Source organism: Erythrobacter sp. (genome assembly GCF_035194505.1).
Lineage (GTDB): Bacteria > Pseudomonadota > Alphaproteobacteria > Sphingomonadales > Sphingomonadaceae > Erythrobacter.
Map to the genome: position 1 here is coordinate 1,225,004 of NZ_CP136573.1, position 23,708 is coordinate 1,248,711.

The 23,708-nt window shown below is 65.4% G+C and carries 25 protein-coding genes and 1 tRNA gene; 15 read left to right on the forward strand and 11 right to left on the reverse strand.

Annotated features, from left to right (window positions below; all coding sequences use genetic code 11):
• Positions 1 to 3: 3 nt before the first annotated feature.
• Positions 4 to 1,188, forward strand: coding sequence for a glycosyltransferase (locus tag RSE14_RS06140; protein WP_324076337.1), 1,185 nt, complete (start codon positions 4 to 6; stop codon positions 1,186 to 1,188).
• A gap of 16 nt (positions 1,189 to 1,204) precedes the next feature.
• Here the strand turns inward: RSE14_RS06140 and secF are convergent, their stop codons facing one another.
• The 3 genes from secF to yajC are packed head-to-tail and all read right to left on the reverse strand — an operon-like array spanning position 1,205 to position 4,183.
• Complete coding sequence (gene secF / locus RSE14_RS06145; protein WP_324076338.1) at positions 1,205 to 2,182, reverse strand: protein translocase subunit SecF; 978 nt, start codon at positions 2,180 to 2,182, stop codon at positions 1,205 to 1,207.
• A 15-nt stretch (positions 2,183 to 2,197) separates the two neighbouring features.
• Positions 2,198 to 3,796 (reverse strand): protein translocase subunit SecD, encoded by a 1,599-nt coding sequence (secD, locus tag RSE14_RS06150; RefSeq protein ID WP_324076339.1) that lies wholly within the window; start codon positions 3,794 to 3,796, stop codon positions 2,198 to 2,200.
• Between the two features lie 57 nt (positions 3,797 to 3,853).
• Entirely contained in the window at positions 3,854 to 4,183 is a 330-nt protein-coding gene (gene yajC / locus RSE14_RS06155) for a preprotein translocase subunit YajC (RefSeq protein WP_324076340.1), read from the reverse strand.
• A gap of 298 nt (positions 4,184 to 4,481) precedes the next feature.
• Between yajC and RSE14_RS06160 the strand changes: the two genes are divergently transcribed.
• A tRNA-Pro gene (locus RSE14_RS06160) sits at positions 4,482 to 4,558 on the forward strand.
• Positions 4,559 to 4,759: 201 nt separating this feature from the next.
• Positions 4,760 to 6,241: a porin gene (locus tag RSE14_RS06165; protein WP_324076341.1), complete on the forward strand. Its 1,482-nt coding sequence runs from the start codon at positions 4,760 to 4,762 to the stop codon at positions 6,239 to 6,241.
• 130 nt (positions 6,242 to 6,371) lie between these two features.
• Here RSE14_RS06165 and RSE14_RS06170 read toward each other — a convergent pair.
• Positions 6,372 to 7,318, reverse strand: a protein-coding gene (locus RSE14_RS06170; RefSeq protein WP_324072659.1) for an IS630 family transposase whose coding sequence is annotated in 2 segments (ribosomal slippage) — positions 6,372 to 6,982 and positions 6,982 to 7,318 — 948 coding nt in all. Because the reading frame shifts where the segments join, the coding sequence is not laid out codon by codon here.
• A gap of 79 nt (positions 7,319 to 7,397) precedes the next feature.
• On the opposite strand from RSE14_RS06170, the gene RSE14_RS06175 reads away from it, so the two are divergent.
• On the forward strand, positions 7,398 to 7,790 hold the full coding sequence (locus RSE14_RS06175) for a VOC family protein (RefSeq protein WP_324076342.1): 393 nt from the start codon (positions 7,398 to 7,400) through the stop codon (positions 7,788 to 7,790).
• On the opposite strand, the gene RSE14_RS06180 is transcribed toward RSE14_RS06175, so the two are convergent.
• From RSE14_RS06180 to RSE14_RS06190, 3 genes are all read right to left on the reverse strand, one after another.
• Positions 7,787 to 8,317 carry a sterol desaturase family protein gene (locus RSE14_RS06180; protein WP_324076343.1) on the reverse strand — a complete coding sequence of 177 codons (531 nt, stop codon included), beginning with the start codon at positions 8,315 to 8,317 and terminating at the stop codon, positions 7,787 to 7,789. The genes RSE14_RS06175 and RSE14_RS06180 overlap by 4 nt on opposite strands.
• Positions 8,314 to 9,090, reverse strand: a complete 777-nt coding sequence (locus RSE14_RS06185; protein WP_324076344.1) for a fatty acid desaturase — start codon at positions 9,088 to 9,090, stop codon at positions 8,314 to 8,316. Before RSE14_RS06185 ends, RSE14_RS06180 begins: the two co-directional genes overlap by 4 nt.
• Positions 9,091 to 9,190: 100 nt before the next feature.
• Positions 9,191 to 9,616, reverse strand: coding sequence for an acyl-CoA thioesterase (locus RSE14_RS06190; protein ID WP_324076345.1), 426 nt, complete (start codon positions 9,614 to 9,616; stop codon positions 9,191 to 9,193).
• 124 nt (positions 9,617 to 9,740) lie between these two features.
• On the opposite strand from RSE14_RS06190, the gene leuC reads away from it, so the two are divergent.
• The 8 genes from leuC (at position 9,741) to RSE14_RS06230 (ending at position 15,498) form a co-directional block, all read left to right on the forward strand.
• Complete coding sequence (gene leuC, locus RSE14_RS06195; protein ID WP_324076346.1) at positions 9,741 to 11,171, forward strand: 3-isopropylmalate dehydratase large subunit; 1,431 nt, start codon at positions 9,741 to 9,743, stop codon at positions 11,169 to 11,171.
• Between the two features lie 45 nt (positions 11,172 to 11,216).
• Entirely contained in the window at positions 11,217 to 11,405 is a 189-nt protein-coding gene (locus RSE14_RS06200; RefSeq protein ID WP_324076347.1) for an isopropylmalate isomerase, read from the forward strand.
• 10 nt (positions 11,406 to 11,415) lie between these two features.
• Complete coding sequence (gene leuD, locus RSE14_RS06205) at positions 11,416 to 12,018, forward strand: 3-isopropylmalate dehydratase small subunit (protein ID WP_324076348.1); 603 nt, start codon at positions 11,416 to 11,418, stop codon at positions 12,016 to 12,018.
• A gap of 25 nt (positions 12,019 to 12,043) precedes the next feature.
• The gene (locus RSE14_RS06210; RefSeq protein WP_324076349.1) at positions 12,044 to 13,042 is read left to right on the forward strand and encodes an NADPH:quinone oxidoreductase family protein; all 999 of its coding nucleotides are present in this window, start codon (positions 12,044 to 12,046) and stop codon (positions 13,040 to 13,042) included.
• 93 nt (positions 13,043 to 13,135) lie between these two features.
• Positions 13,136 to 13,459 carry a DUF1476 domain-containing protein gene (locus RSE14_RS06215; protein WP_324076350.1) on the forward strand — a complete coding sequence of 108 codons (324 nt, stop codon included), beginning with the start codon at positions 13,136 to 13,138 and terminating at the stop codon, positions 13,457 to 13,459.
• A gap of 3 nt (positions 13,460 to 13,462) precedes the next feature.
• The gene (locus RSE14_RS06220; protein ID WP_324076351.1) at positions 13,463 to 13,696 is read left to right on the forward strand and encodes a BolA/IbaG family iron-sulfur metabolism protein; all 234 of its coding nucleotides are present in this window, start codon (positions 13,463 to 13,465) and stop codon (positions 13,694 to 13,696) included.
• 39 nt (positions 13,697 to 13,735) lie between these two features.
• Positions 13,736 to 14,062: a Grx4 family monothiol glutaredoxin gene (grxD, locus tag RSE14_RS06225; protein ID WP_324076352.1), complete on the forward strand. Its 327-nt coding sequence runs from the start codon at positions 13,736 to 13,738 to the stop codon at positions 14,060 to 14,062.
• A gap of 653 nt (positions 14,063 to 14,715) precedes the next feature.
• Positions 14,716 to 15,498: an NUDIX hydrolase gene (locus RSE14_RS06230; RefSeq protein ID WP_324076353.1), complete on the forward strand. Its 783-nt coding sequence runs from the start codon at positions 14,716 to 14,718 to the stop codon at positions 15,496 to 15,498.
• Between the two features lie 76 nt (positions 15,499 to 15,574).
• Here the strand turns inward: RSE14_RS06230 and RSE14_RS06235 are convergent, their stop codons facing one another.
• Genes RSE14_RS06235 through RSE14_RS06250 form a run of 4 tightly spaced genes read right to left on the reverse strand, consistent with a single transcriptional unit; the run spans position 15,575 to position 19,730 of the window.
• On the reverse strand, positions 15,575 to 18,106 hold the full coding sequence (locus RSE14_RS06235) for a TonB-dependent receptor (RefSeq protein WP_324076354.1): 2,532 nt from the start codon (positions 18,104 to 18,106) through the stop codon (positions 15,575 to 15,577).
• Positions 18,107 to 18,145: 39 nt separating this feature from the next.
• Positions 18,146 to 18,556 carry a nuclear transport factor 2 family protein gene (locus tag RSE14_RS06240; RefSeq protein WP_324076355.1) on the reverse strand — a complete coding sequence of 137 codons (411 nt, stop codon included), beginning with the start codon at positions 18,554 to 18,556 and terminating at the stop codon, positions 18,146 to 18,148.
• Positions 18,556 to 18,987, reverse strand: a complete 432-nt coding sequence (locus RSE14_RS06245) for a nuclear transport factor 2 family protein (RefSeq protein ID WP_324076356.1) — start codon at positions 18,985 to 18,987, stop codon at positions 18,556 to 18,558. Before RSE14_RS06245 ends, RSE14_RS06240 begins: the two co-directional genes overlap by 1 nt.
• Complete coding sequence (locus RSE14_RS06250; protein WP_324076358.1) at positions 18,987 to 19,730, reverse strand: aspartate/glutamate racemase family protein; 744 nt, start codon at positions 19,728 to 19,730, stop codon at positions 18,987 to 18,989. The genes RSE14_RS06245 and RSE14_RS06250 overlap by 1 nt, the downstream gene beginning before the upstream one ends.
• A 203-nt stretch (positions 19,731 to 19,933) precedes the next feature.
• On the opposite strand from RSE14_RS06250, the gene RSE14_RS06255 reads away from it, so the two are divergent.
• The 3 genes from RSE14_RS06255 (at position 19,934) to RSE14_RS06265 (ending at position 23,707) form a co-directional block, all read left to right on the forward strand.
• A complete protein-coding gene (locus RSE14_RS06255; protein ID WP_324076360.1) occupies positions 19,934 to 20,605 on the forward strand; it encodes a GntR family transcriptional regulator in 672 nt (223 codons plus the stop codon).
• 116 nt (positions 20,606 to 20,721) lie between these two features.
• Positions 20,722 to 21,630 carry a hydroxymethylglutaryl-CoA lyase gene (locus RSE14_RS06260; RefSeq protein ID WP_324076362.1) on the forward strand — a complete coding sequence of 303 codons (909 nt, stop codon included), beginning with the start codon at positions 20,722 to 20,724 and terminating at the stop codon, positions 21,628 to 21,630.
• Between the two features lie 19 nt (positions 21,631 to 21,649).
• Positions 21,650 to 23,707 (forward strand): hydantoinase/oxoprolinase family protein, encoded by a 2,058-nt coding sequence (locus RSE14_RS06265; protein ID WP_324076364.1) that lies wholly within the window; start codon positions 21,650 to 21,652, stop codon positions 23,705 to 23,707.
• Position 23,708: the final 1 nt, after the last annotated feature.

Consider the following 23,708-nt stretch of genomic DNA (forward strand, 5'->3'; position numbering starts at 1 on the left):
CCCGTGAAGCACGTCCTTTCCCTCGCGACGCTCTATCCCAACCCGGTGAACCCGCGGTTCGGCACCTTCGTGGCGCGCTCGATGGAGGCGCTGGCGAAGCGCGGCGACTGGCGGGTGACGATGGTCAACCCGATCGGCCTGCCGCCGCTGGTGCTGGGCCGCTATCGCCCGCTGGCCGATCTTCCGGCGGAGAATGTCGAGGGCGGGATCACCATCCACCGCCCGCATTTCACTTTGATCCCGCGCATCGGCGCGCGGCGCAATGCAGCAGCGATTGCGCGGGCGGTGCTGCCGCTGGTGCAGCGCATCCACACCGAAACGCCGATCGATCTGATCGACGCGCAGTTCTTCTTCCCCGATGGCCCGGCCGCCGCGATCATCGCCGGGGAGATGGGCCTGCCGCTGTCGATCAAGGCGCGCGGGAGCGATATCAGCTTCTGGGGCGATCAGGGCTTTGCCAAGGCGCAGATGCTGGACGCCGCGCGCCGCGCCACCGGGCTGCTGGCGGTGAGCCGCGATCTGGCGGGGCAGATGGCGGCAATGGGGATGGATGCAGAGAAGATCACGGTCCATTACACCGGGCTTGATCGCGACCGCTTCCGCCCGCTCGAACACACGCAATTGCGTCGGCAGCTATCCGAGGAACTGGGCTTTGCCATGCCCGACAATGCCCCGCTGCTGGCCTGCGTCGGCGCGCTGATCGAGCGCAAGGGGCAAGGCATCGCGATTGCGGCATTGAAGGACATTCCCGGCGCCCGGCTGGTGCTGATCGGCAAGGGCGAGGACGAGGCGCGGCTGCGGACACTGGCGGCAAGCGAGGGCATGGCCGACCGGGTCCATTTCGCCGGATCGCTCGATCATGATGTGATGCCGCTGATCCTGTCGGCCGCCGATGCAATGGTTCTGCCGACCGTGAGCGAGGGACTCGCCAATGCCTGGGTCGAGGCGCTCGCCTGCGGGACGCCGGTGGTGACCTGCGATGTCGGCGGCGCGCGCGAGCTCATCACCTGCGACACCGCCGGACGGCTGGTCGAACGCAATCCTGCGGCCGTGGCGGCGGGCATCAACGCCATCCTCAACGCCCCGCCCCCGCGCGAGGCCGTGGCAGCGCTGACGGAGGCCTTCAGCTGGGACGCCAACGGTGCGGCGCTGGCGGAATATTATGAGCGGCTAACGGGCGGAGCCTGAACCCCGCCGCCGTTAATCACACTTCCCCGCGGACGATCTTTTCCTGACGGTCCATCGCGCTTTCGGTCGGCACGAAGCTGTTCGAGGTCACCCCCATCCAGATCAGCAGCGGGCCGGCCATGTAGACGCTCGAATAGGCGCCGATGAACAGGCCGGTCGTGATCGCCGCGACCATGCCGAACAGGCTCGGCGGGCCGAAGATCAGCAGCGGGATCAGCGCCAGGAACAGTGCCAGCGAGGTCATGACCGTGCGCGACAGAGTCTCGTTGACCGACAGGTCGAGCAGCTCCGGCATCGGCATCTTGCGGAACTTCTTCAGGTTCTCGCGGATGCGGTCATAGACCACCACGGTGTCGTTCAATGAATAGCCGATGATCGCGAGGATCGCGGCGACGATCTGCAGGCTGAACTCCATCTGCGTCAGCGCGAACAGGCCCACGGTCACCGACACGTCGTGCACCAGCGCGAACATCGCGCCGACGCCGAACTGCCATTCGAACCGCACCCAGATATAGAGCGACACCGCCGCCATCGCCGCCAGCAGCGCGAGGATCGCCTGATCGCGGAATTCACCCGCGACCTTGCCCGAGACCGTGTCGTTCCCGTCAGTGCGGACATCGGGATATTCCTTGGCGATCGCCGCGATCACCTTTTGGCCGATCGCGGTAGCCGCGCCCGGCGTATCCTCGGTCCCTTCGGGCAGGGCGACGCGGATCGAGACCGTCTTGGGCCCGCCGAATTCCTGCACCACCGGCTCGCCATAACCGAGCCCGCCGACCAGCTCGCGCAAGGACGGGATCGGGGCGGCATCGCGCTCCTGGAAGGTCATGCGCACTTCCTGTCCGCCGGCGAAATCGACCCCGAAATTGAGGCCGTTCACCAGCACCGCGGTCCAGCTGCCGAAGATCAGCACGAGGCTCATCACGAAGAATGGCACGCGCAGTTTGAGGAACTTGATGTTGGTATCGTCGGGGACGAGCTTCAGGAGTTTCATCGGTCTCGTGCTCCTTTAGATGTTGATGTCGTTGGGGCGCGTCTTGCGCAGCCATCCGGCGACGAACAGGCGGGTCAGGGTCACGCCGGTGAAGACCGAGGTGAACAGGCCGATCACCAGCACCACCGCGAAGCCCTTGACCGGCCCCGAGCCGAAGGCGAACAGCGCCACCCCGGAGATGAAGTTGGTGGCGTTCGCGTCATAGATCGCGCGGCCGGCTTCCTTGTAGCCGGTCTCGACCGCGGCGACGACCTTGCGGCCGCGCTTGCGCTCCTCGCGGATACGTTCGTTGATCAGCACGTTGGCGTCCACCGCCGCGCCGATGGTGATGACGAAGCCCGCGATCCCCGGCAGGGTGAGCGTGAAGCTGCCCAATGCCATCAGGCCGAGCAGCATCAGCACGTTGAGCACCAGCGCTGCGGTCGCATAGAGGCCGAAGCGGCCATAGCTCGTCACCATCAGGACGATCACCGCAAGGCTGCCGATCGCCATTGCCAGCAGGCCCTTGCGGATCGAATCCGCGCCAAGGTCCGGCCCGACGGTGCGTTCCTCGATCACCTGCAGCGGCACCGGCAGCGCGCCCGAGCGCAGCGCAATCGCGAGGTTGTTGGCGCTCTCGGTGTTGAAGCTGCCCGAGATCTGCGCGCGGCCGCCCAGGATCGGCTCGTCGATCCGCGGCGCCGAAAGCACCTGCCCGTCGAGAATGATCGCAAAGGGCTTGCCGGTGTTCTCGCGCGTCAGCTTGGCGAACTTGGCCCCGCCCTGCGCGTCGAAGGTGATGTTGACGACGTTCTGGTTGTTGGTCGGATCGACCCCGGCCTGCGCGCCGGTGAGGTTTTCGCCGCGGATCCCGCCCAGACGGCGCACCGCTTCGAAGCGGCCTTCCATCGGGGTGCCGGGCGCATAGGGGAACACCTCGCTGCCCGGAGGCGCGATGCCGGCCTGCACATTCTCGGGCAGGGCGTTGAGATCCACCAGCTTGAATTCGAGCTGCGCGGTCTGGCCCAGCAGGCTCTTGAGCGCATCGGGATCCTGCAGGCCGGGCACCTGCACCACGATGCGGGTTTCGCCCTGCCGGATGATGGTCGGCTCGCGCGTGCCAAGCTCGTCGATACGGCGGCGCACGACTTCGGTGGCGCTCTCCATCGCATCGTCGAGCGCGGTGTCGAGCCCGGCCGGCGTGGGCGTCAGGACGATGCGCTGGCCATCGACCACCGACATGTCCCATTCGCGGGTCAGGTTCGCGCCCTGCATCACCGGCTCGACCAGCCCGCGCGCACGATCAATATCGGCCGGGCTGTCGAGCATGAAGGACAGCTTGCCATCGCCGGTCGAGACATCGCCGATGCGGATGCGCGGGGAAGCGTTGCGCATCAGCTGGCGCACGGTTTCTTCCATGTTCTCCAGCCGCTGGGCGCGGATATCCTCGGCCTTGGCTTCGAGCAGCAGGTGCGAGCCGCCCGCAAGGTCGAGCCCGAGATTAACCTCGGGGCTCGGCAGCGCGGCGGGCCAGTCGATCCCGGCGACATTGGCAAGGCTGGGCAGCGCCAGCACGGATGCCGCCAGCGTCACCGCCCACAGCCAGATCTTTTTCCAAAGGGGGAATTCGAGCATGTCTTTCAGGCTCTCACGCGCAAGGGAGAACGACGCCCGCCGAGGCAGGCGCTATAATCAGTCGTTGGCAGGCGAGCCGCCGGGCGGGATGATGTCGCCGATGGTGGCCTTGATCGCCTTGACGCGGACATTGGTGCCCAGCTCCAGCTCGACATACACATCGTCGACCTTGATCACCTTGCCGACGAGACCGCCGGCGGTGATGACCTGATCACCCTTCTTCATGCCCGCAACCTTGGCCTGATGCTCCTTCTGGCGGTTCATCTGCGGACGGATGATGAGGAACCAGAAGATCGCGATCATGCCGATGATCGGCAGGAAGCTGATCCAGGCGGGCGGCGCTGCGGCAGCACCCGCGCCAGCGGCGGCGAGAAGGTCGAATGTCATAGGTGTGTGCCCGTCAGGATCCCGTGATTGATGTGCAAGGGCAAGCGCCCCGCCGTTCAAGTGGGCGCGCCTAGCAGCATTGCAAGCTGCTCGCAATCATTCGGCCACCTTTGGTGGCGCAGACGCTCCTTCCCTCTGGCCACCCCGCCTCCCCGCCCGGCCACCAATAGTACCACTATGTTATGGTGGCCGGGCAGGGAGGCGGGGTGGGAGGTCTGCATCGCGCTTCAGCGCGATCATAAACAAGGACGCTTGCCAGCCTCGGGCCACCCCCCTATAGGCGCCGCTCCACTGGTGTCGGGACGTAGCGCAGCCTGGTAGCGCATCACACTGGGGGTGTGGGGGTCGGAGGTTCGAATCCTCTCGTCCCGACCAGTGGTTTCCCCCTTTTGCACGCCCCATCACGCACCGCACCCGGCTGGTGCAGCGCTGGCCCGCTTGCCGCCTGCACAATGTGACAAATACGACAGGAACGCCAATTTCCGGTCACAATTGTCACAGGACTGACATTAAACCGACATAGACGCGGCCTGCGAGCGGCTCATCGGGAGCCGCGCGGTAGGAAAGCGCAGTTTCATGGCAAATATTCGCGGCGTGCGCGCCATCTCGCTGATTGCGGGGACTCTTCTGGCCAGCGTCAGCGTGCCCGCGCTTGCGCAGAGCGCTCCGGCTGGCGAATCAGGCGACGCGGCGACGATTGCCGATCTCCAGCGCCAGATCGACGAGCTGAAAGCCATCGTCGCCAGCCTCCAGACGAACCAGACCGCCCCCGCTGCCGCTCCCGTGGCCCAGACCATTACCCTGCCCGCGCCTGCGCCCGGCTCGGCGGTTGCCGTCACCGCCACGCCGCAGGCCCCCGGCGCTCCGGCCGCCGTGCAGCTTGCCGAAGTCGGCACCCCCAAGCCCAAGCCCAAGGCGTGGTACGAAAAGCTGCGCCTGCGCGGTTACACCCAGATGCGCTTCAACCAGATCATCTCTGGCGACGCCGATGCCCCTGCGGGCGTCTCGCGCCTGCGCACCATCGGTGACAGCGACGTGCGCGCGGCCGGCAATTTCAGCTTCCGCCGGATGCGCCTGATCCTTCAGGGCGATCTCAACGAGCATGTCTCGCTCTACTTCCAGCCCGATTTCGCCGCAGCGGTCTCCAACCAGTCGGTCGGCGAGCGGCGCGAGAATTCGGTCAGCTTGCGCGACATGTATGCGGACGTCTTCCCCACCGGCGACAAGTCCTTCCGCATCCGCCTCGGCCAGTCGAAGGTGCCTTACGGCTGGGAGAACCTGCAGTCCTCGTCGAACCGCCTCGCGCTAGATCGTACCGATGCGATCAACACCGCCGCTTCGGGCGAGCGCGACATGGGGATCGTCGCCTATTACACCCCGCCCCGCGTCCAGAAGATCTGGGACCGGCTGACGGCCGACGGGCAGAAGCTTTTCGGCAGCTACGGCGCCTTCGGCTTCGGCGTGTTCAACGGCCAGGGCCTGAACCGCACCGAGACCGATAATGACGTGATGATGGTCGGCCTTGCGACCTGGCCGTTCGAACTCGGCGGCATCGGCCTTGATGGGCAGGTGCTGGAGATCGGCGGATCGGTGATGCGCAACACCATCCGCCCGGAAGTGCGCACCGGCGGGGTCAGCCCGGTCGGCTTCAAGGACGACCGCGTGAACCTCCACGCGATCCTCTATCCCCAGCCCTTCGGCGTGCAGGCCGAATGGAACTGGGGCACCGGCCCCGAATTCGTGCCCGCCAGCGGGCGGATCGAGGAGCGTCCGCTCAAGGGCGGCTATGTGCAGGTGATGGGCAAGATCGACGAATCCCCGATCGGGCCGTTCTATCCCTTCGCGCGCTGGCAATATTACCGCGGCGGCTTCAAGGCGGCGGTCAATGCCCCGCGGCTGGAGACCGAAGAGCTGGAAGTGGGCTTCGAGTTCCAGATCGACCCCTCGCTGGAGATCACCACCACCTATGGCTGGGCCTCGCGCAAGGAAGCCGACGAGCGCCGCTTCGGCCAGGCCGAAGGGCAGATCCTGCGGGTGCAGGCGCAGTGGAACTATTGATCGCAGTGAGCCTGCCACAGCGTGATGCGCTTGGCGGGTTTGCAGCGATAGCATAGGCTGCCTTTCGGGGAGGCTGCACGCATGGAGTCGTCCCCGTGGGGGAGGTTCATCATGCTAGAGCGGTTTCCATTCATTCCGGCTCATATCCGCAAGATTTGAAGTAATTGGCGCATTCGGCAGGCTGGAAGATGTCGACGAGCCGGCCGATCAAGTCCCACAACCCGCTGACGGTTCGCTCACCCGCCTTGCGGAGCATGGCTTTGAGCCGGGAGAATGCCTTCTCGATAGGGTTGAAGTCCGGGCTGTATGGCGGGAGGAAGCGCAGCGTTGCACCGGCCGCTTCGATCCTTTCCTTCACTGCCGCCCGTTTGTGGCTCGAGAGGTTGTCCATGATGACCACGTCACCGGGTTGCAACTCGGGCACCAGAACCTGCGCCACATAGGCTTCGAACCAGTCGCCGTTGATCGGCCCGTCCAGCACCATCGGCGCGACCATGCCGGTCATTCGCAGTCCCGCGACCAGCGTGGTGGTCTTGCGGTGGCCGTGCGGGAAGCCCATCCGCAGCCGCTCGCCCTTCGGGCAGCGGCCATGGCTGCGGGTCATGTTGGTGGCGGTCCACGTCTCGTCGATGAAGACGAGGCGTTCGGGTTCGAGATCGATCTGGCCGTCGAACCAATGCTGCCGTTGCCTCAGGACGTCGGGACGGTCCTGCTCGATCGCGTGGCCGGTCTTTTTTTGCGCGTGATCCCGTGACGCACGAAGAAGCGATGCACCGTGCCGATACCGACCAGGGCCCCACGCTCGATCAGCCGCGCCTGAACCTCGACCAGGGTCATGTCGCCTTGCTCGGCGATCAGCTCCCGAATGAAGCCGCCGTGCGCTTCGATCTTGCCTGAATGCCGGTCACCGCCGCGCGGCTTGGCAACGGCCCGGCCATGCTCAAGCGCTCTTCGCCGCCAGCGGATCGCGCTCGACACGCTGACCCCAAAGCGCGCCGCCGCCGCGTGGCAGCTCAGGCCGCCATCAATCGCTGCAACGACCCTGTCCCGAAGATCCTGTGAAAGCGTTCGTGCCATCCGTGCTGGCCTCCTGCCACCAGCAGGAAGTCTGAATCACAACGGCGCCGCGAAGGGAATCCCTGACGAATCAGATCGTGTGGAAACCGCTCTAGGCACCATGCCGCCCGTCTGTTTCGTGCTCGCCGCCGATCTGGCTGCCGCGCGCCGCTTCTACACCGATACGCTCGGGCTTGCCGAGGCGGGCGAGGATCCCTTTGCGGTCAGATATGATCTGGCGGGCACGATGCTGCGCCTGACCAAGGTGGAGGGCCACACGCCAAATCCGCACACCGTGCTCGGCTGGCAGGTCGAGGATATCGAGGCGGTGATTGACGCGCTGGTGGCCAAGGGGGTCACCTTCGCGGTCTATGACGGCTTCGGACAGGACGAGCTCGGCATCTGGACCCATCCGGCATCGGGCGCGAAGATCGCGTGGTTCCACGATCCCGAAGGCAATAATCTCAGCCTGACGCAGGCGCCCCGCGGCTAGAGGTTACGGCCGACCGTCTCGTATCCGTCCGCCCCCGCGCTGTCGCGCACCACGGCGAGGCCGGCTTCCTTCTGCGCCTTCAGCTCGGCCTTGAGCTTGGCCGGATCGCGCGCGAAGACGAAGCCGAAGCTCACCCCGCCCTCCTTGCCGATCGTGGCATGGTGGAGCTTGTGCGCCTGCACCAGCCGCTTGGCATAGCCCTTCCTCGGCACCCACTTCCAGTAACGCTGGTGGACAAGGCCGTCATGCACCAGCGTGTAGATCACCCCGTAAAGCGTGATGCCGACCGCGAACCACCACAGCCAGTCCCAGTAGAGCGAGCCGTAGATATACATCGCGGCGTTGATGGAGCCGAAGACGACTGCGAACAGATCATTCTTCTCGAACACATTGTCATGCGGCTCGTGATGGTCGCGGTGCCAGCCCCAGCCCCAGCCGTGCATGATGTATTTGTGCGCGACCCAGGCGAACAGCTCCATGCCGATCAGCGAGGACATGACGGTAAGGAACACTTCGAGCCAGCTCATGCGGGCACCTTTGCAGTCTGTTCGGCCTCGCCCAATCCGGCCCGTTTCGCCGCCGGCAGGCCCCACCATGGCACGTCGGGGCGGTGGTGATGTTCGAGATGATAGCCGAAATGGAAGCAGGTGGCGAGGCTGGCGAGCGTGCCGAAATCATTGCTGCGCGCATTGTGGCGATCGGCAAAGGGCTGGCCTGCGCGGTGGCAATGCGGGCGGAAGGTGCCGAAGTAGAACAGCTGGAGCGATGATCCCAGCGCCGGCAGGCCGTAGAGCAGCACGATCTGCGCCATCGGAATATCCAGCACCAGCCAGTAGATGCCGACCACAGTGTGCACGAAAACCAGCGAGCGCCAGCCGAAATAGCGCCGGAAGAAGGTCGCGTACCAGCGGGCGAAATCACCCGGATTGTTCTCGTCGAAGTCCGGGTCTCCGGCGTGACCTGCAAGCTTGTGGTGATCGAAATGCGCATCGCGCAGCTGCTTCCACGCAAAGCCCGCATAAAGCGCCAGCAGCACCGCGCCGATTGCAGCATTGATCTTCGGGTAGCCGGGCACAAGGCTGCCGTGCATCGCATCATGGCAGACGATGAACACACCGACCGATAGCCAGCACTGCACCATCGCCACGGCCAGCGCGAGCGGCCAGTTGCTCCACGTCAGCTCGAAGATGAACATGCCCCAGGCGTGAATGCCGAGCCAGCTCCCGGCAATCGCCAGCGCCAGCCCAAGGCCGATGGCACGCTGAAAGCCGCGCGCCGGAAGGGTGAAGTTCGGGCTCATCCGGACAGAGATACGCGCGCGCAGGTCATGCGGTTGCGTATAAAGCGCCCAGGCGAAACGGCAATTGCGTTTGCGATTGCGGCTCTTGCGCTCCGCTGCCTTATTCGCCCTTGGGGAAGAAAAATTCGCGCAAGTGATCGCCGATACGCGCGGGGCGCAGGGTTTCGGCATCGATGCAGCACCACGAGGATTGCACCTCGGCCAGCACATCCTCGCCGCGCTTGATCAGCGTGGAGTAGAACGCGCGCGCGCCGTTGAAGCGTTCCAGCACGGTCTGCGCGATCACGTCGTCTTCAAGGAAGGCGGGCTTGCGATAGGTGATCTCGTGCTTGAGCGCGACCCACGCCTTGCTCGCCACATCTTCGGCCGGCGCAATCCCGCGCCAATGCGCCAGCACCGCATCCTGCACCCAGTTCAGGTAGCGCGCATTGTTGACGTGCCCCATGAAATCGATGTCTTCGGCCACGACCTTGATCGCGTGAAGAAACGGCAGGGCGGGCGTCGAGGCGGATTCGGTTGCTGACATATTTGTCAGTTATACCCCGTGATCCTTGCAAATCCATGACGAATTTGACCCGTATCAAGTGCGCATCTTGCGCGATGGCTTCTGGCGCGTCTAATCGCCCTCTCCACCTGAGGAACACGCACCCATGGCCAGCCGCCCGCGCACGCTTTACGAGAAGATCTGGGACGCGCATGTCGTCGAAACCCGCGATGACGGCACGGCGCTGATCTATATCGACCGCCATCTGGTGCACGAGGTGACGAGCCCGCAGGCGTTCGAGGCGCTGAAGGTCGCCGGGCGTCCGGTGCGCCGCCCCGAACTGACGCTGGCGGTGCCCGATCACAACCTGCCCACGACCGCGCGGCTGGACGCCAAGGGCGCGCCCGTGCCGATCGCCGACCCGGAAAGCGCCGCCCAACTCGCAGCCCTCGAAGTCAACGCGCCCGCCTTCGGCATCCGCTACATTCCCGCGACCGCCAAGGAGCAGGGGATCGTCCATGTGGTCGGCCCCGAGCAGGGCTTCTCGCTGCCCGGCACCACCATCGTCTGCGGGGATTCGCACACCGCCTGCCACGGCGGCCTGGGTGCCCTCGCCTTCGGCATCGGGACAAGTGAAGTCGAGCATGTGCTGGCAACCCAGACGCTCCTGCTCCAGCAGTCGAAGCCGATGGAAGTGCGGGTGGACGGCGATCTCGGCCCCGGCGTCTCCGCGAAAGACCTGATCCTCCACATCATCGGCACCATCGGCGCGGCAGGCGGCTCTGGCTACGTGATCGAATATCGCGGGCGCGTGTTCGAGCGCATGACCATCGAGGAGCGCCTCACGGTCTGCAACATGAGCATCGAGGCAGGCGCGCGCGCCGGCCTGATCGCGCCGGATGACACCACCTTCGCCTACCTCAAGGGCCGCCCGATGGCCCCCAAGGGCGCGGAGTGGGATGCGGCAGTGGCCTACTGGCGCTCGCTCCACACCGACGAAGGCGCGACCTTCGCCAAGTCCGTCACCATCGACGCGGCGCAAGTCGAACCCAGCGTCACCTGGGGCACCAGCCCCGAGGATGTGGTGCCGATCAATGGCCGCGTGCCTGCACCGGAAGACTTCGCCGACGAGAGCAAGCGCGTCGCTGCGCAGAAGTCGCTCGATTACATGGGCCTCACCCCTGGCACGCCGATGACGCAAGTCCCCATCGAGAACGTCTTCATCGGAAGCTGCACCAACAGCCGGATCGAAGACCTCCGCGCCGCCGCCGCGATCCTCAAGGGCCGCCGCAAGGCCGATAATGTGCGCTGGGCGATTGTCGTGCCGGGCTCGGGTCTGGTGAAGGCGATGGCCGAGGAGGAAGGCCTCGACAAGGTGTTCATCGACGCCGGTTTCGAATGGCGCGAGCCGGGCTGTTCGGCGTGTCTGGGCATGAACCCCGACAAGGTGCCCGCGGGCGAACGCTGCGCCTCGACATCGAACCGCAATTTTGTGGGGCGGCAAGGCCCCGGCGCACGCACGCACCTCGTCAGCCCCGCGATGGCGGCGGCGGCCGCTGTCACCGGACGGCTCGCCGATGTGCGCGAGCTGGTGTGACCTGAACCCCTTGAAACGCCCTCCCCTAAGGCGCATGGAATAATCATGACCGAAAAACCATCCGACAAGAAACCCACCAGCAAGGCCGCGCTTGGCGTGGCGGCGATCGGCTCGGCCGCGGTGGCTGCCGCGCTGCTCTATGCCGGGCGCAAGCTCGCCGCGAACAAGAAGAAGGCCGACGAGCCTGCCTCGCCGGGGGCGATCCCCTCGGGCGAGCCGCCGCAGACCGACTGAGGCCGCGCCCATGCAACCCCTCACCAGCGTCGAAGGCCGCGCCATTCCGCTTGGCCTCAAGAATGTCGATACCGACATCATCATTCCGGCCAAGTGGCTCAAGACCATCAGCCGCGAAGGGCTTGGCGCGGGCGCCTTCGAGGCGCTGCGGGCGGAACCGGGCAATGTCTTCGACGACCCCGCCTACAAGGGCGCGCCGATCCTGATCGCGGGCGACAATTACGGCTGCGGATCCAGCCGCGAGCACGCGGCCTGGGCGATGCTCGATCTCGGCATCCGCGTGGTCATCGCGCCGAGCTTTTCCGACATCCATTCGGGCAATGCGGTGAAGAACGGCATCCTGCCCGTGGTGCTGCCGCAGGACGCGGTCGACCGGCTGCTGGAAGTTGCGCGCGAGGGTCTGGAGATCAGCGTCAATCTTGAACAGCAGACCGTCACCACCCCCTATCAGGACCGCTTCAGCTTCGAGATCGACCCGTTCCGCAAGCACTGCCTGCTGAACGGGCTCGACGAGGTGGGGCTGACCATGGCGCGGGGCGAGGCGATCGGCGGGTTTGAAGCTACCCGCACCGCCGCCCAGCCGTGGCTGATGCGCGGCACCAACGCTGCCTGACACAGATTACTTGGGAGAGGAAACCATGAAAGCCATTCGCACCCACCAGACCGGCGGGCCGGAAACCCTGACGCTCGACGAGGTCGAGATCCCGACCCCGGGCAAGGGCCAGGTGCTCGTCGCGGTCAAGGCCTGCGCGATCAACTATCCCGACGGGCTGATGCTGCGCGACATGTACCAGTTCAAGCCGCCCCGCCCCTTCTCGCCCGGCGGCGAGATTTCCGGCGTGATCGAGGCGATCGGCGAAGGTGTCGAGGGCTACAAGGTGGGTGACACCGTGATGGCCGGGATCGGCAATGGCGGCCTTGCAGAAAAGGTTGTGGTGCCGGCGGACCGGATGTTCGCGGTGCCGGACGGCGTGCCCTATGAAAAGGCGGCCAGCCTGCTGATGACCTATGGCACCACCATCCACGGCCTCAAGGATCGCGGGCATATCAAGCCGGGCGACACCGTGCTGGTGCTGGGCGCGGCGGGCGGCGTCGGGCTGTCGGCGGTCGAACTCGCCAAGGCTTTCGGCGCGCGCGTGGTCGCCGCCGTCTCCTCCGAGGCCAAGGGCGAAGTTGCCCGCAAGGCTGGCGCGGACGAAGTGGTGATCTATCCGCGCGAGGCGATGGACAAGGATGCCTCCAAGGCGCTCGCGGACGCCTTCAAGGCGGCTTGCGGCCCCAATGGCGCGAACATCGTCTATGACATCGTCGGCGGGCAATATTCCGAACCCGCCCTGCGCGCCATCGCGTGGGAGGGCCGCTTCCTCGTGGTCGGCTTCCCGGCAGGAATCGCCAAGATGCCGCTCAATCTCACCCTGCTGAAGTCCTGCGACATCTGCGGCGTGTTCTGGGGCGCCTTCACCGCACGCGAGCCCGAAGCCTTCCGCGCCCAGGTGAACGAGCTGTTCGACCTGATGAAGGCGGGGAAGATCGACCCGCTGGTCAGCGAGACCTTCCCGCTTGCCCGCGCCGGCGATGCCATCGCCAAGCTCGAAGCGCGCGAGGCGGTGGGCAAGCTGGTGGTGACCATCGACTGACGCACAACAGGGGCCGCGCGATGCTTCGCGCTTGAAGCGCGGCCCCGCGCGCTTTAATTCAGTAACCGGATCGTACCCGAGGGAACAAACTGCATGACCGATTTCAGGGACCGCGAGCGCGCCGAAGAGGCCCATTTCGCGCTCGAGGAAGAAACCGCCTTCCGCATTCTCGCCCGCCGCAACCGGCTGCTGGGCGAATGGGCGGCGGGGCTGATGCATCTCACTCCCGAAGAAGGCGACGCCTATCGCAAGGCGGTGGTGCAGGCCGACTTCGAGGAAGCGGGCGACGAGGACGTGATCCGCAAGCTGCTCGGCGATCTCACCGGCGCCAAGGTCGATGTCAGCGAGGCCGACATCCGCGCCAAGCTCGCCGAAATGGCGATCGAGGCGCGCCGCCAGCTGCTGGGCGAGGTCTAGGCCATGCCGATGAGCGCGGCCGCGATCGAACAGGCGATCCTCGCTGCCCTGCCGGGCGCTGAGGTGGAGCTGACCGATCTGGCGGGTGACGATGATCACTGGGCCGCCACGGTCACCGCGCCGCAATTTGCGGGCCTGAGCCGGGTGGCGCAGCACAAGCTGGTCTATGCCGCTTTCGGCGGCCGGATGGGCGGGGAACTCCACGCCTTGCAAGTCACCACCAAGGTTCCCACGTAACACCGTAACACTCACCCCATTATCAGGGCCAAGTCACACATGTCCGATATCAACGCGCGTCTTTCCGATCTCGTCAGCAGCAACGACGTGGTGCTGTTCATGAAGGGCACCCCGCTGTTCCCGCAATGCGGCTTTTCGAGCCGTGCCGTGGCGATCCTCGATCATTGCGGCGTCGCCTATGAAAGCGTCGATGTGCTGCAGGACATGGAAGTGCGGCAGGGCATCAAGAGCTTCTCCGACTGGCCGACCATCCCGCAGCTCTATGTGAAGGGCGAATTCGTGGGCGGCAGCGACATCATGATGGAAATGTTCGAGGCCGGCGAACTCCAGCAGCTGTTTGACGAAAGCGGCGCTGCGAAGGTTTGATTTACGCACCCGCCTTGCGCGGGTGCATCCTCGGTGCTGTTTCCTCCGCTTCGCTCCGGAGCACCTGCGGCTCGCGCGCCTGCGCACGCGGTCGCTATGCGCGTTTGATTTTCGCAGCCCCTCCGGGCTGCGTCCTCGGTACTGTTTCCTCCGCTTCGCTGCGGAGCACCTGCGGCTCGCGCGCGTGCGCTCGCGGTCGCTATGCGAACGATGCCGGCACTACATTGCGGATGAGCGCTAATCGGCCCGCAGGGCCGCAAGCGCGAACGGACTCAAGTAGCGAAGCGATAGGCCGACAAAAAACGCGCGCCCTGAGCTTATGCGAGGAAAGCCGAGCACGCGGATGCGTGCGCCGGCGCCTGAGGCCAACAAAAAAACACCCCGCAGGACCAGTGCGGGGTGTTTCTTGTTTTGGGGAGGCGCAGCCCGGAGACCAGGAAGGGCGCGCCTCGGTTCGAAGACCATTAGGACCGCAACACTTAATGCACAGCCCGTGCCAAACTTGAAAAATGGCCGAAATCCAGCATTTTCACTCCATCGTGCGACCTCCGGCGCGGGCCGGTTGTAAAGCAACCCGACACCCCCTCTCCAAAGCGGCAGGCTGCGGCCAAAGCGCTTGGCAAGACCTTGCCGCCGCGTCATTCTCGCAGGTGATGACCGATTCCGCCGCTCCGCAGGGCATTCCTGCCGCCACCATCATCCTGTTCCGCAATGCATCCGAAGGCGGCCCGCCCGAAGTGCTGATGACAGTGCGCTCGCGTGAGATGACGTTTGCGGGCGGAATGGCGGTGTTTCCGGGCGGGCGGGTGGACCCTGCAGACTATGCGCTGGCCGAAGCGGCGGCCGATGCCCACGGCCTTGCCGCCGATGAAGCCGCCCACCAGATTGCCGCCGTGCGCGAGACGCTGGAGGAGACGGGCCTTGCGATGGGCCTTGCCGGCGCCATCGATGCGGCCCGCGCTGCCGCTGCGCGCGCGATGCTGTCAGAGGTCGGTGCGCTCGCCCCGGTGCTCGACGAATTCGGCTGGCAGCTTGATCTGTCGCAGATCACGCCCTTTGCGCGCTGGTTTCCCAAGAACGAGAACATCGCCCGCGTCTATGACACGCGTTTCTATCTCGCCAATCTCGGCACCGGCGCAGTCGAGGTGTCGATCGACCAGTCGGAGAACACGCAGCTGTTCTGGACCTCGGCGCAAGGCGCGCTCGATGCGGCGGAGCGCGGCGAGATCAAGCTGATCTTCCCCACCCGCCGCAATCTCGAACGCCTCGCGCTGTTTGCCAGCTACGAGGAAGCACGCGCCCACGCCGAGGCGATCCCGGTGCGCACGATCATGCCGCAGATCGTCGAGGAAGGCGGCAAGGCCTGGCTGACGATCCTAGGGGATGCAGGCTATCCGGTGACGGCGGAACTGCTGGAGACTGTGGCGCGGGGGTAAGGAGGAGCGGAGCCCCAATAAAAAACGGCGGCGCGGGGGTTTCCCCGTCGCCGCCGTGTCTGGCCAACCCGAGGGCTCAGAACTTGTAGCCGAACTCCACCCCGAGGCGCTGGCGCGCGCCGGGCGAGATGAACGAGCCGCCGAATTCGACCGCAGTGATCACCTCGTTGAGATACTTCTCGTTGAAGAGGTTCTCGGCATAAGCAAACAGCGACCAGGTCTGCGTCTCCACACCAATGCGCAGGTCCGCCACGCCGAAGGTATCGCGCTGCGAGACCGAGTAATCGGCATCACCCACGAAGGCCGGCAGTGCCAGCGCCGAGCCCGGCAGCAGACCGCTGAACAGCGTCGGGTTGGTGTTGTTCTGCATGGTGTGGAACCACGTCGGACCGGTGATGCGGTAATCGGCGCGCGCGACGAAATCGAGCGTGTCGGTGACCGGCAGATCCAGCTGGGTGCCGAGGTTGATGGTGTAGTCCGCAGTGTAGGGCGACTTGTTGCCGACCGTGCCCGGACGCGAGGCATTGGCCTTGATCTCGCTCTCGGTCACGTTGGCCGAGCCGAACACAGTCCAGCCGTCGAGGATCTTGGCGGTGAGGTTTGCCTCGGCGCCGTAGATCTCCACCTCGTCGATGTTCGAGACCACGCGCAGCAGGCCGAACCCGCCGACGAAGAACTCGAAGAACTGCATGTCGTCGATGGTGGTGTAGTAACCGGCGAGGTCATAGGTCACCACGCCATCGAGGAGATCGCCCTTGATCCCGACTTCGAAGGCGCTCGAGACTTCCTTGCGATACTGGTCGTTGATGAGGACGTTGGTGCCGATGAAGCGGTTGAACGACTGGTCGACAATCGCGGCCGAGCCCTGGTTGTTGAACCCGCCCGATTTGAAGCCGACGCCCCAGTTGGCGTAGAGATTGGCATTGTCGGCCAGCTCGTAACGCAGCGAGATCTTGGGCTGGAACTGGCTGAAGGTTTCCGACTTGCCCGGGATTGCCTGCACATTGCCCGCCACCACGGTCTGGCCGGGGTTGATCGGCCCGCCGGTAATCGGATCGCGCACCGCCGGAACGAGGCTCTGCACCTGCCGGTCCTCGATATCGTAACGGCCCGCGACGCTGATGTTGAAGCGGTCGCTCACATCGAAATCGGCCGAGGCGAACAGCGCGAAGACATCGGTCTTGAAGCTGTCGTGATAGAGCTGGGTGGTCGGGTTGGTCGTATTCGGCGCGTTGTAGAGCTGACGGATCACGCCCTGCCCGAGGTCCGCCCCGAGGCTGACGCCCACTTCGCGGTCGATGTGGAGGTAATAGGCGCCCACCTGCCAGTCGAGGGTATTGTCCCCGTTGGAAGCGAGGCGGATTTCCGCGCTGATATCGCTCTGCTCGCGGATCTGGAACTGGGTGCCGTCACAGGTGGTCGGGCTGTAGGGGCCAAAGGTCGATCCGGTCGCCGGGTTGAAGATGAACGGGATCGGGCTGGTGCCGATGAAGGTCGGCGCGTTGAGCGGGAAGCCGGCGAGCGCATTGGTGCTGGCGGCGCAGGCATTGGCCGCAGCAACCGACGCCGGGGTCGCGCCCGGGAAGGTGAAGCGCGCAAAGTCGGCCGAGGTGCCGTCCGCCGTCAGCGACTGGTCGACATCGCTGTACAGCGCCCAGGCGGTCAGGGTCACGCTGTCGAATTCATGCTCGATCTTGGCCGAGGTTTCGAAGGTGGTCTGATCGTTGGTCGGACGGATGTTCGAATAGAAGCCGAAGGGGTGGGTGTTGACGTCCTCGAAGAAAGCCGGGTTCACCGCTGCGAAATTGGGCAGGTGGAAGCTGGCGTTGAAGTTGATCGAAGCGCCGCTGAGATCGGCGTAGCGCGCCTTCACGTCGAGCTCGGTATTGTCGCCAAGCTGGGCGACGAAGCGCCCGTCGACCGACCACACGTCCTGATCATCGATGGTGCGCGATTCAAGGAAGCGGTTGCGGAAGAAGCCGTCGGTAGTCGAATAGCTGCCCGACAGCACGAGGCCGGCACTGTCGCCCACCGGGGTCGCGACATAGCCGGTGGCAAGGTAGGTGTTGTCCTGTGCGGCGCGCAGGGTCATCCCGCCTTCCAGCACATCGCCCGGCTTGATCGTCTGGATGACGATCGCGCCGGCGGCGGCGTTACGGCCATAGAGCGCGCCCTGCGGGCCCTTGAGGATTTCGATCTGGCGCAGCGTGCCCTGGTTCTGGTTGAGCTGGGCGGTATTGGTCTTGAGGATCCCGTCAACCACCAGCGCGACCGAGCTTTCCGCGTCGCGCGCGCCGTTGATGCCGCGGATGTTGATCTGGGTGTCGCCCGCCTCGGCAGTGCCGGTGACGATCGTGACGCCCGGGGTCAGCTGGACGAAGTCGTCCGCGCGCTGCACGCCGGTCTTGGCGATGGCATCGGCGCCGAGCACGGTGACCGAGGCCGGAACATCAGCCAGCGATTCCGACTGGCGGCGCGCGGTGACGATGATCGCATTTTCATCTTCGGCGGCGGTGGTGCCGGCGGGGGCGTCCTGCGCAGCGGCAGGAACGGCAAGGGCAATGGCGCCAAGCGCCGCGCCGGTGGCAAGAGTGAGACGGAACTTCATGGGAGGCTCTCCTAAAGGGATCGAGAGTGGCTAAAGGGATCAGACGAGCGGGTTGGCCCCGCTCATGTAGACATAGACTTCCTGGAACTTCGCGCCGCCCGGACCGGGACGCAGGCGCCAGAAATTGGTGTTCTCCAGCAGCGTCACCTGACCATCATGGTCGTGCAGTTCGGCGGTGAAGCAGGCAGTGATGCGCCCGTTTGCCTCGTCCACCGTGCAGGTGAAATCGCGGTGGATGATGGTTTTGTAGGACGCGAAGAAATCCTCGAACATCCGGGCGATCTCGGACTTGCCGGAATGCCGCGTGAAGGCGGTCTGCACGCAGAACAGCGCGGTGTCGTGGAAGCAGTCCAGCACCGCCTCCATGTCCTTGGCATCGACGCGGGCGAAGTACTTGTTCAGCGCGAAATCGATCAGCTCGGCGCGCGACAGGGTGGGTTCGTACTGCATCAGACGTCCCCTTCCTTCAGCAGGTTGTCACCCGACATGTAGACATAGACGCGGTGGAACAGCCGGTCCTTCAGGTAGAAGCGGTTGCAGTTCTCGTAGCGCAGCTCTTCCCCGCCATTGGGGGTGATCAGCACGGTGAACTGGCTGCAGATCGCGTTGGTTTCGGGATCCGCGGTGTGGACGAAATTGCCGTGCCAGATGGTCTCGAAATCCGCGAAGAGCTTCACGAACATCGCCCGGATCGCCTCGCGGCCCTTGTGCACCGTGTTGCTGGTCACCTCGGTCAGGATCGCGTCGGGGGTGAAGCAGTCGAGCACCTTGTCCATGTGCTTGTTGTCGACCCCGTCGAAATACCGCTTGGTGACGATATCGACATAGACGGGATAGGGCAGCGGCGTCTGGCCCGGGCCGCCTTCACTCCATTCGCTCATCAGTACCAGCCCTTTCGGATATTGGCGTGCATCGGCACTTCGGGTGCGGGGAAGGCCTTCTTGGAATGGGTGAGGCCAAGCTCAATCAGGGTTTCGAGCTGCTTGTAGGCGACTTGCCCCGGGTTCAGCACCGGCACCGGAAGCTCGCTTGCGAGATAGGCCGCCGACTGGTGCATGGTGGTCGAGCCGAGCACGATCACATCCGCGCCGTCTTCCTCGATCGCGCGCAGGGCTTCGGCCTTCAGCTTGGCGAAGACGACCTCTTCCTTGCCTTCGAGCAGTTCGGTGACATCGGGCCGCGTGTTGATCGAACGGACGCTCGCGCAGCGGTGCTCCCAGCCGTGCTGGTTCAGCACCTTCTCGTAGAGCGGGAACCATTGCGGCCACATGGTGATGACCGAGAATTTCTTGCCGAGCATCTGCGCGGCGGCAAAGCTTGCCTCGCCCGGGCCGACGACGGGGATGTTGAGCACCGAGCGCAGCGGCCACAGCCCGCTGTCGCTGACGGTGTCGATCAGCACGCCGGCATAGCCTTCCTCTTCGGCCGTGACGCCGGCCTGGAACACCGTCCAGTCCATCAACAGCGTGTCATGGTAGGAATCGCCCAGCGCCGCACCCCAGCGCACCGCCTCGAAGGTCGGGGCAAAGCCGGGGCGCACGAAACCATCAGGAAGCTGCTGGGCGCGATTGGCGACCCCGGCTTCATCCATGGCGATCGGCACGATGACCTTGATACGGTTCACGGCACTCCCCTGTTGCCTAGTGGTGGGTGGTTATTGTATACAAAACACTCCCGTCAAGTGCTTTCCCCAAATGTGACAGCACTCGCGCGGGCGGTGTGTTTTTGGTGCCGCAGGCCCTTTGCGGCGCAAACCGGCTGACGACAGAAAAGGCATGTGATGAACGCACCCCTCCCCCGCCCTGCTGAAGCCGAGGCCCGTGCCGCATGAGCCGCGCGTCCGATCAGGCCTATGCCAAGATCCGCGCCCATCTGCTGAGCGGTGCGGTCAAGCCGAACGAGCAGCTGACCGAGGATCAGCTCGCCCAGATCACCGGAGTCAGCCGCACCCCGGTGCGCGAGGCGGTGCGGCGGCTGGAGGACGAGCTGCTGCTGGTGCGCAGCGATACCAAGCGGCTGTTCGTGGCCGACTGGAGCCGGGACGACATCGAGGAGATGTTCACCTTGCGCCAGATGCTGGAATGTCACGCGGCCGAGCGCGCGGCGCGCCGCCTCACGCGCGGGCAGGTTGCGGCGCTGGAGCTGGTCAACCGCGAATTGAAGGCCGCGATCGAACAGACCCCGCCCGATGTCGCGCGCTTCCTCGATGCCAACCGCAAGTTCCACGAAGCGATCATCGAAGCCGCGGATTCGCCGCGGCTCGGGCAGATGCTGGCCAAGCTGGTGGAGGCCCCGGTGGTGCTGCGCACAGCGCGCACCTACTCACCCGAGGACCTGCGCCAGTCGGCCCGCGATCACGACGAGCTGATTGCCGCCTTTGCCGCGCATGATCCCGATTGGGCGCGCGCGGTGATGGGCAGCCACCTGCGCCGCGCCTTCCATACCTTTGCCCGGACGGTCGGCCCGATGGCGGGCGAAAGCGGCGCTGAAGCCGCGTAACAACGTCTGATATCCGGACCGGTTCCGAATGGCCTCGCTGGTCGCAGCCGCATTGCAATTGTATACAAATTGGGTAAGTCACCCCCTGACCCCCGTTTCTCATCAGGCGATTCACCATGAGCCCCGACAGCATCGAACTGGTCGAAGTCGGCCCGCGCGACGGGCTCCAGAACGAGCCTGACATCATCACCACCGACACAAAGCTGGCGCTGATCAATCGCATGATCGGCTATGGCGCGCGGCGGCTGGAGGTGGCGAGCTTCGTCCACCCGCAGCGCGTGCCGCAGATGGCCGATGCCGAAGCTGTGATCGCCGGCCTGCCGGACCGTTCGGACTGCACCTATGTCGGCCTCGTGCTCAACAAGCGCGGCGTGATGCGCGCGCTCGCCACCCGCGAGAACGGTAAGCGGGGCATCGATCAGGTCGGCTGCGTGATCGTCGCCAGCGACACCTTCGGCCAGAAGAACCAGGGCCAGACCATCGCCGAGGGCCTCGCCGAAACGCGCGACATGCTGCGCTTCGCCCGCGCCGAAGGGATGCGCGCGCAGGTCACCATCTCGGCAGCATTCGGCTGTCCGTTCGAGGGCGAAGTCAAGCATCCCACCGTCCTCGCCATTGCCGAGGAACTGGCGATCGAAGCGCCGGAGGAGATCGCGCTCGCCGATACCATCGGCGTCGGCACGCCCTTCGAGGCAGGCGAATTGTTCGGCAAGCTCGGCGAAGTGCTCTCCGGCACGATCCCGATGCGCGCCCATTTCCACAACACGCGGGGCACCGGTATCGCCAATGCGTGGGAGGCCTACAAGGCGGGCGTCAGGGTGTTCGACGCATCGCTCGGCGGGCTTGGCGGCTGTCCCTTCGCGCCGCGCGCGACGGGAAATATCGCGACCGAGGACCTCATCTACATGATGGAGCGTTCAGGCGTAGGCACAGGCATTGATCTCGACGCGGCAATCGCCGCCAACAAGTGGTTTGCGGGCGAGCTGGGGCGGGAACTCCCCTCGGCCGTGGCCCGCGCAAGCTGACACAAGACAGGAAAACGGCATGACTTACAGGCTGGGCGTAGATGTGGGCGGGACTTTCACCGACCTCTTGCTGTTCGACGAGAGCAGCGGGGCCTTCTGGCGGCACAAGACCCCCTCGACCCCGCATGACAGCTCCGAAGGCATCCTCAACGGGGTGAAGGCGATCATGGCCACCGCCGGGATCGGCGCGGAGGACATCACCTACTTCCTCCACGGCACCACAGTCGCAACCAATGCCGTGCTCGAAGGCAAGGGCGCGCGCGTCGGCCTCGTCACCACGCAGGGCTACCGCGATATCATGCAGATCGCCCGCAGCTTCGTGCCCGGAGGCCTCGCCGCGTGGATCGTGTGGCCCAAGCCCCAGCCGCTCGCCCGGCTCGAACATACGGTCGAAGTGCCCGGCCGCATGGACGCCCAAGGTCGCGAAGTCGCCCCGCTCGATGAAGACGCGGTGCGCGCCGCGCTGCGCAAGCTCAAAGCGGACGGGATCGAGGCGCTCACCGTCAGCCTCATGAACGCCTATCTGAACGGCGCGCACGAGGCCCGCATCGGCCAGATCGCCGCCGAGGAACTGCCCGGCATCCCCGTCTCATTGAGCCACGAAGTCCTGCCCGAAATGCAGGAATACGAGCGCACGCTCTCGACGGTCGCCAATGCGGCGGTGCGTCCGGTGGTAAGCAAGTATGTCTCCAACCTGCGTGACCGGCTGGAGGCCGAGGGCTTTGGTGGCCGCCTCTCGCTGCTGCGTTCCGACGGCGGGTTGATGAGCAGCCAGAAGGCCGAGGAGCACCCCGTCAACATCCTCATGTCCGGCCCCGCCGGCGGGGTGACGGGCGCGCTCTGGGTGGCGAAGAACGCGGGCTTCGAGAACATCCTCACGCTCGACGTTGGCGGCACTTCGACCGATGTGGCGCTGATCCAGGGCTTGGAACCGCGCCGCCAGCGCACCACCGAAGTCGGGCACTTGTCGGTCCGCGCTTCGGCGCTCGACGTGAAGACTGTGGGCGCGGGCGGCGGCTCGATCGCCCACGTGCCCCAGCTCACCGGCGCGCTGCGTGTCGGCCCGGAAAGCGCGGGCGCGGTGCCGGGGCCGGTCGCCTATAACAAGGGCGGCACGCTGCCCACGGTGACCGACGCCAATGTGGTGCTCGGCTACCTGCCCGAAGACCTCCTCGGCGGCAGCTTCAAGCTGGATCGCGAAGGCGCCAAGGCCGCGGTGCAGACCATCGCCGATGCGCTGGGCGTCACCCTGATGGAAGCCGCGCGCGGGATCATCGATATCGTCAACGAGAACATGTTCGGCGCGCTGCGGATGATCTCGGTCCAGCAGGGCTACGACCCGCGCGAATTCGCGCTGATGGGCTTCGGCGGCGCCGGCCCGCTCCACGTCAATGCGGTCGCCCGCCTGATGGGCAGCTGGCCCGCAATCTCGCCGGTTTCCCCCGGCGTGCTCTGCGCGCTGGGCGATGCGACCACGCGGATGCGCACCGAGACCGCGCGCAGCTTCTCGCGCCTCGCCAAGGACACGAGCATCGCCGATCTGGTCGCCGTGCTCGACGAAATGGCAGCGCAGACCCGCAGCGAATTGCTGGCGGACGGCATTCCCGAAGAGCAGATCACCTCGCTGTTCGAAATCGACGTTCGCTATGCAGGCCAGGCCTTCGAAGTGCCGCTGACGATCACGCAGGACATCCTCAAGAAGGACGGGATCGAAGGCATCCTCGCCCGCTTTGACGAGGAGCATCTGCGGCTCTTCACCTTCAACATGGATACGCCGCACGAAATCGTGAACCTGCGCGCTGTCGCACAGGGGCAGGCCCCCGCCCTTCCCGCGGCGCAACTGCCCAAGGGCGATGGCGATCCGTCAGCCGCCAAGATCCGCGATCACGTGATGTGGATCGGCGGCGAGGAGCGGCCTGCGGTGATCTACGACCGCGCCAAGCTTCGTCAGGGCGACGTCATCGAAGGCCCGGCGATCATCACCGAGATGGATTCGACCACACTGGTCGAGCACGATTGCCGCGCGGCCGTGGACGCTGTCGGCAACATCCTCATCACTCTGAAGACGGAAGGCTAAG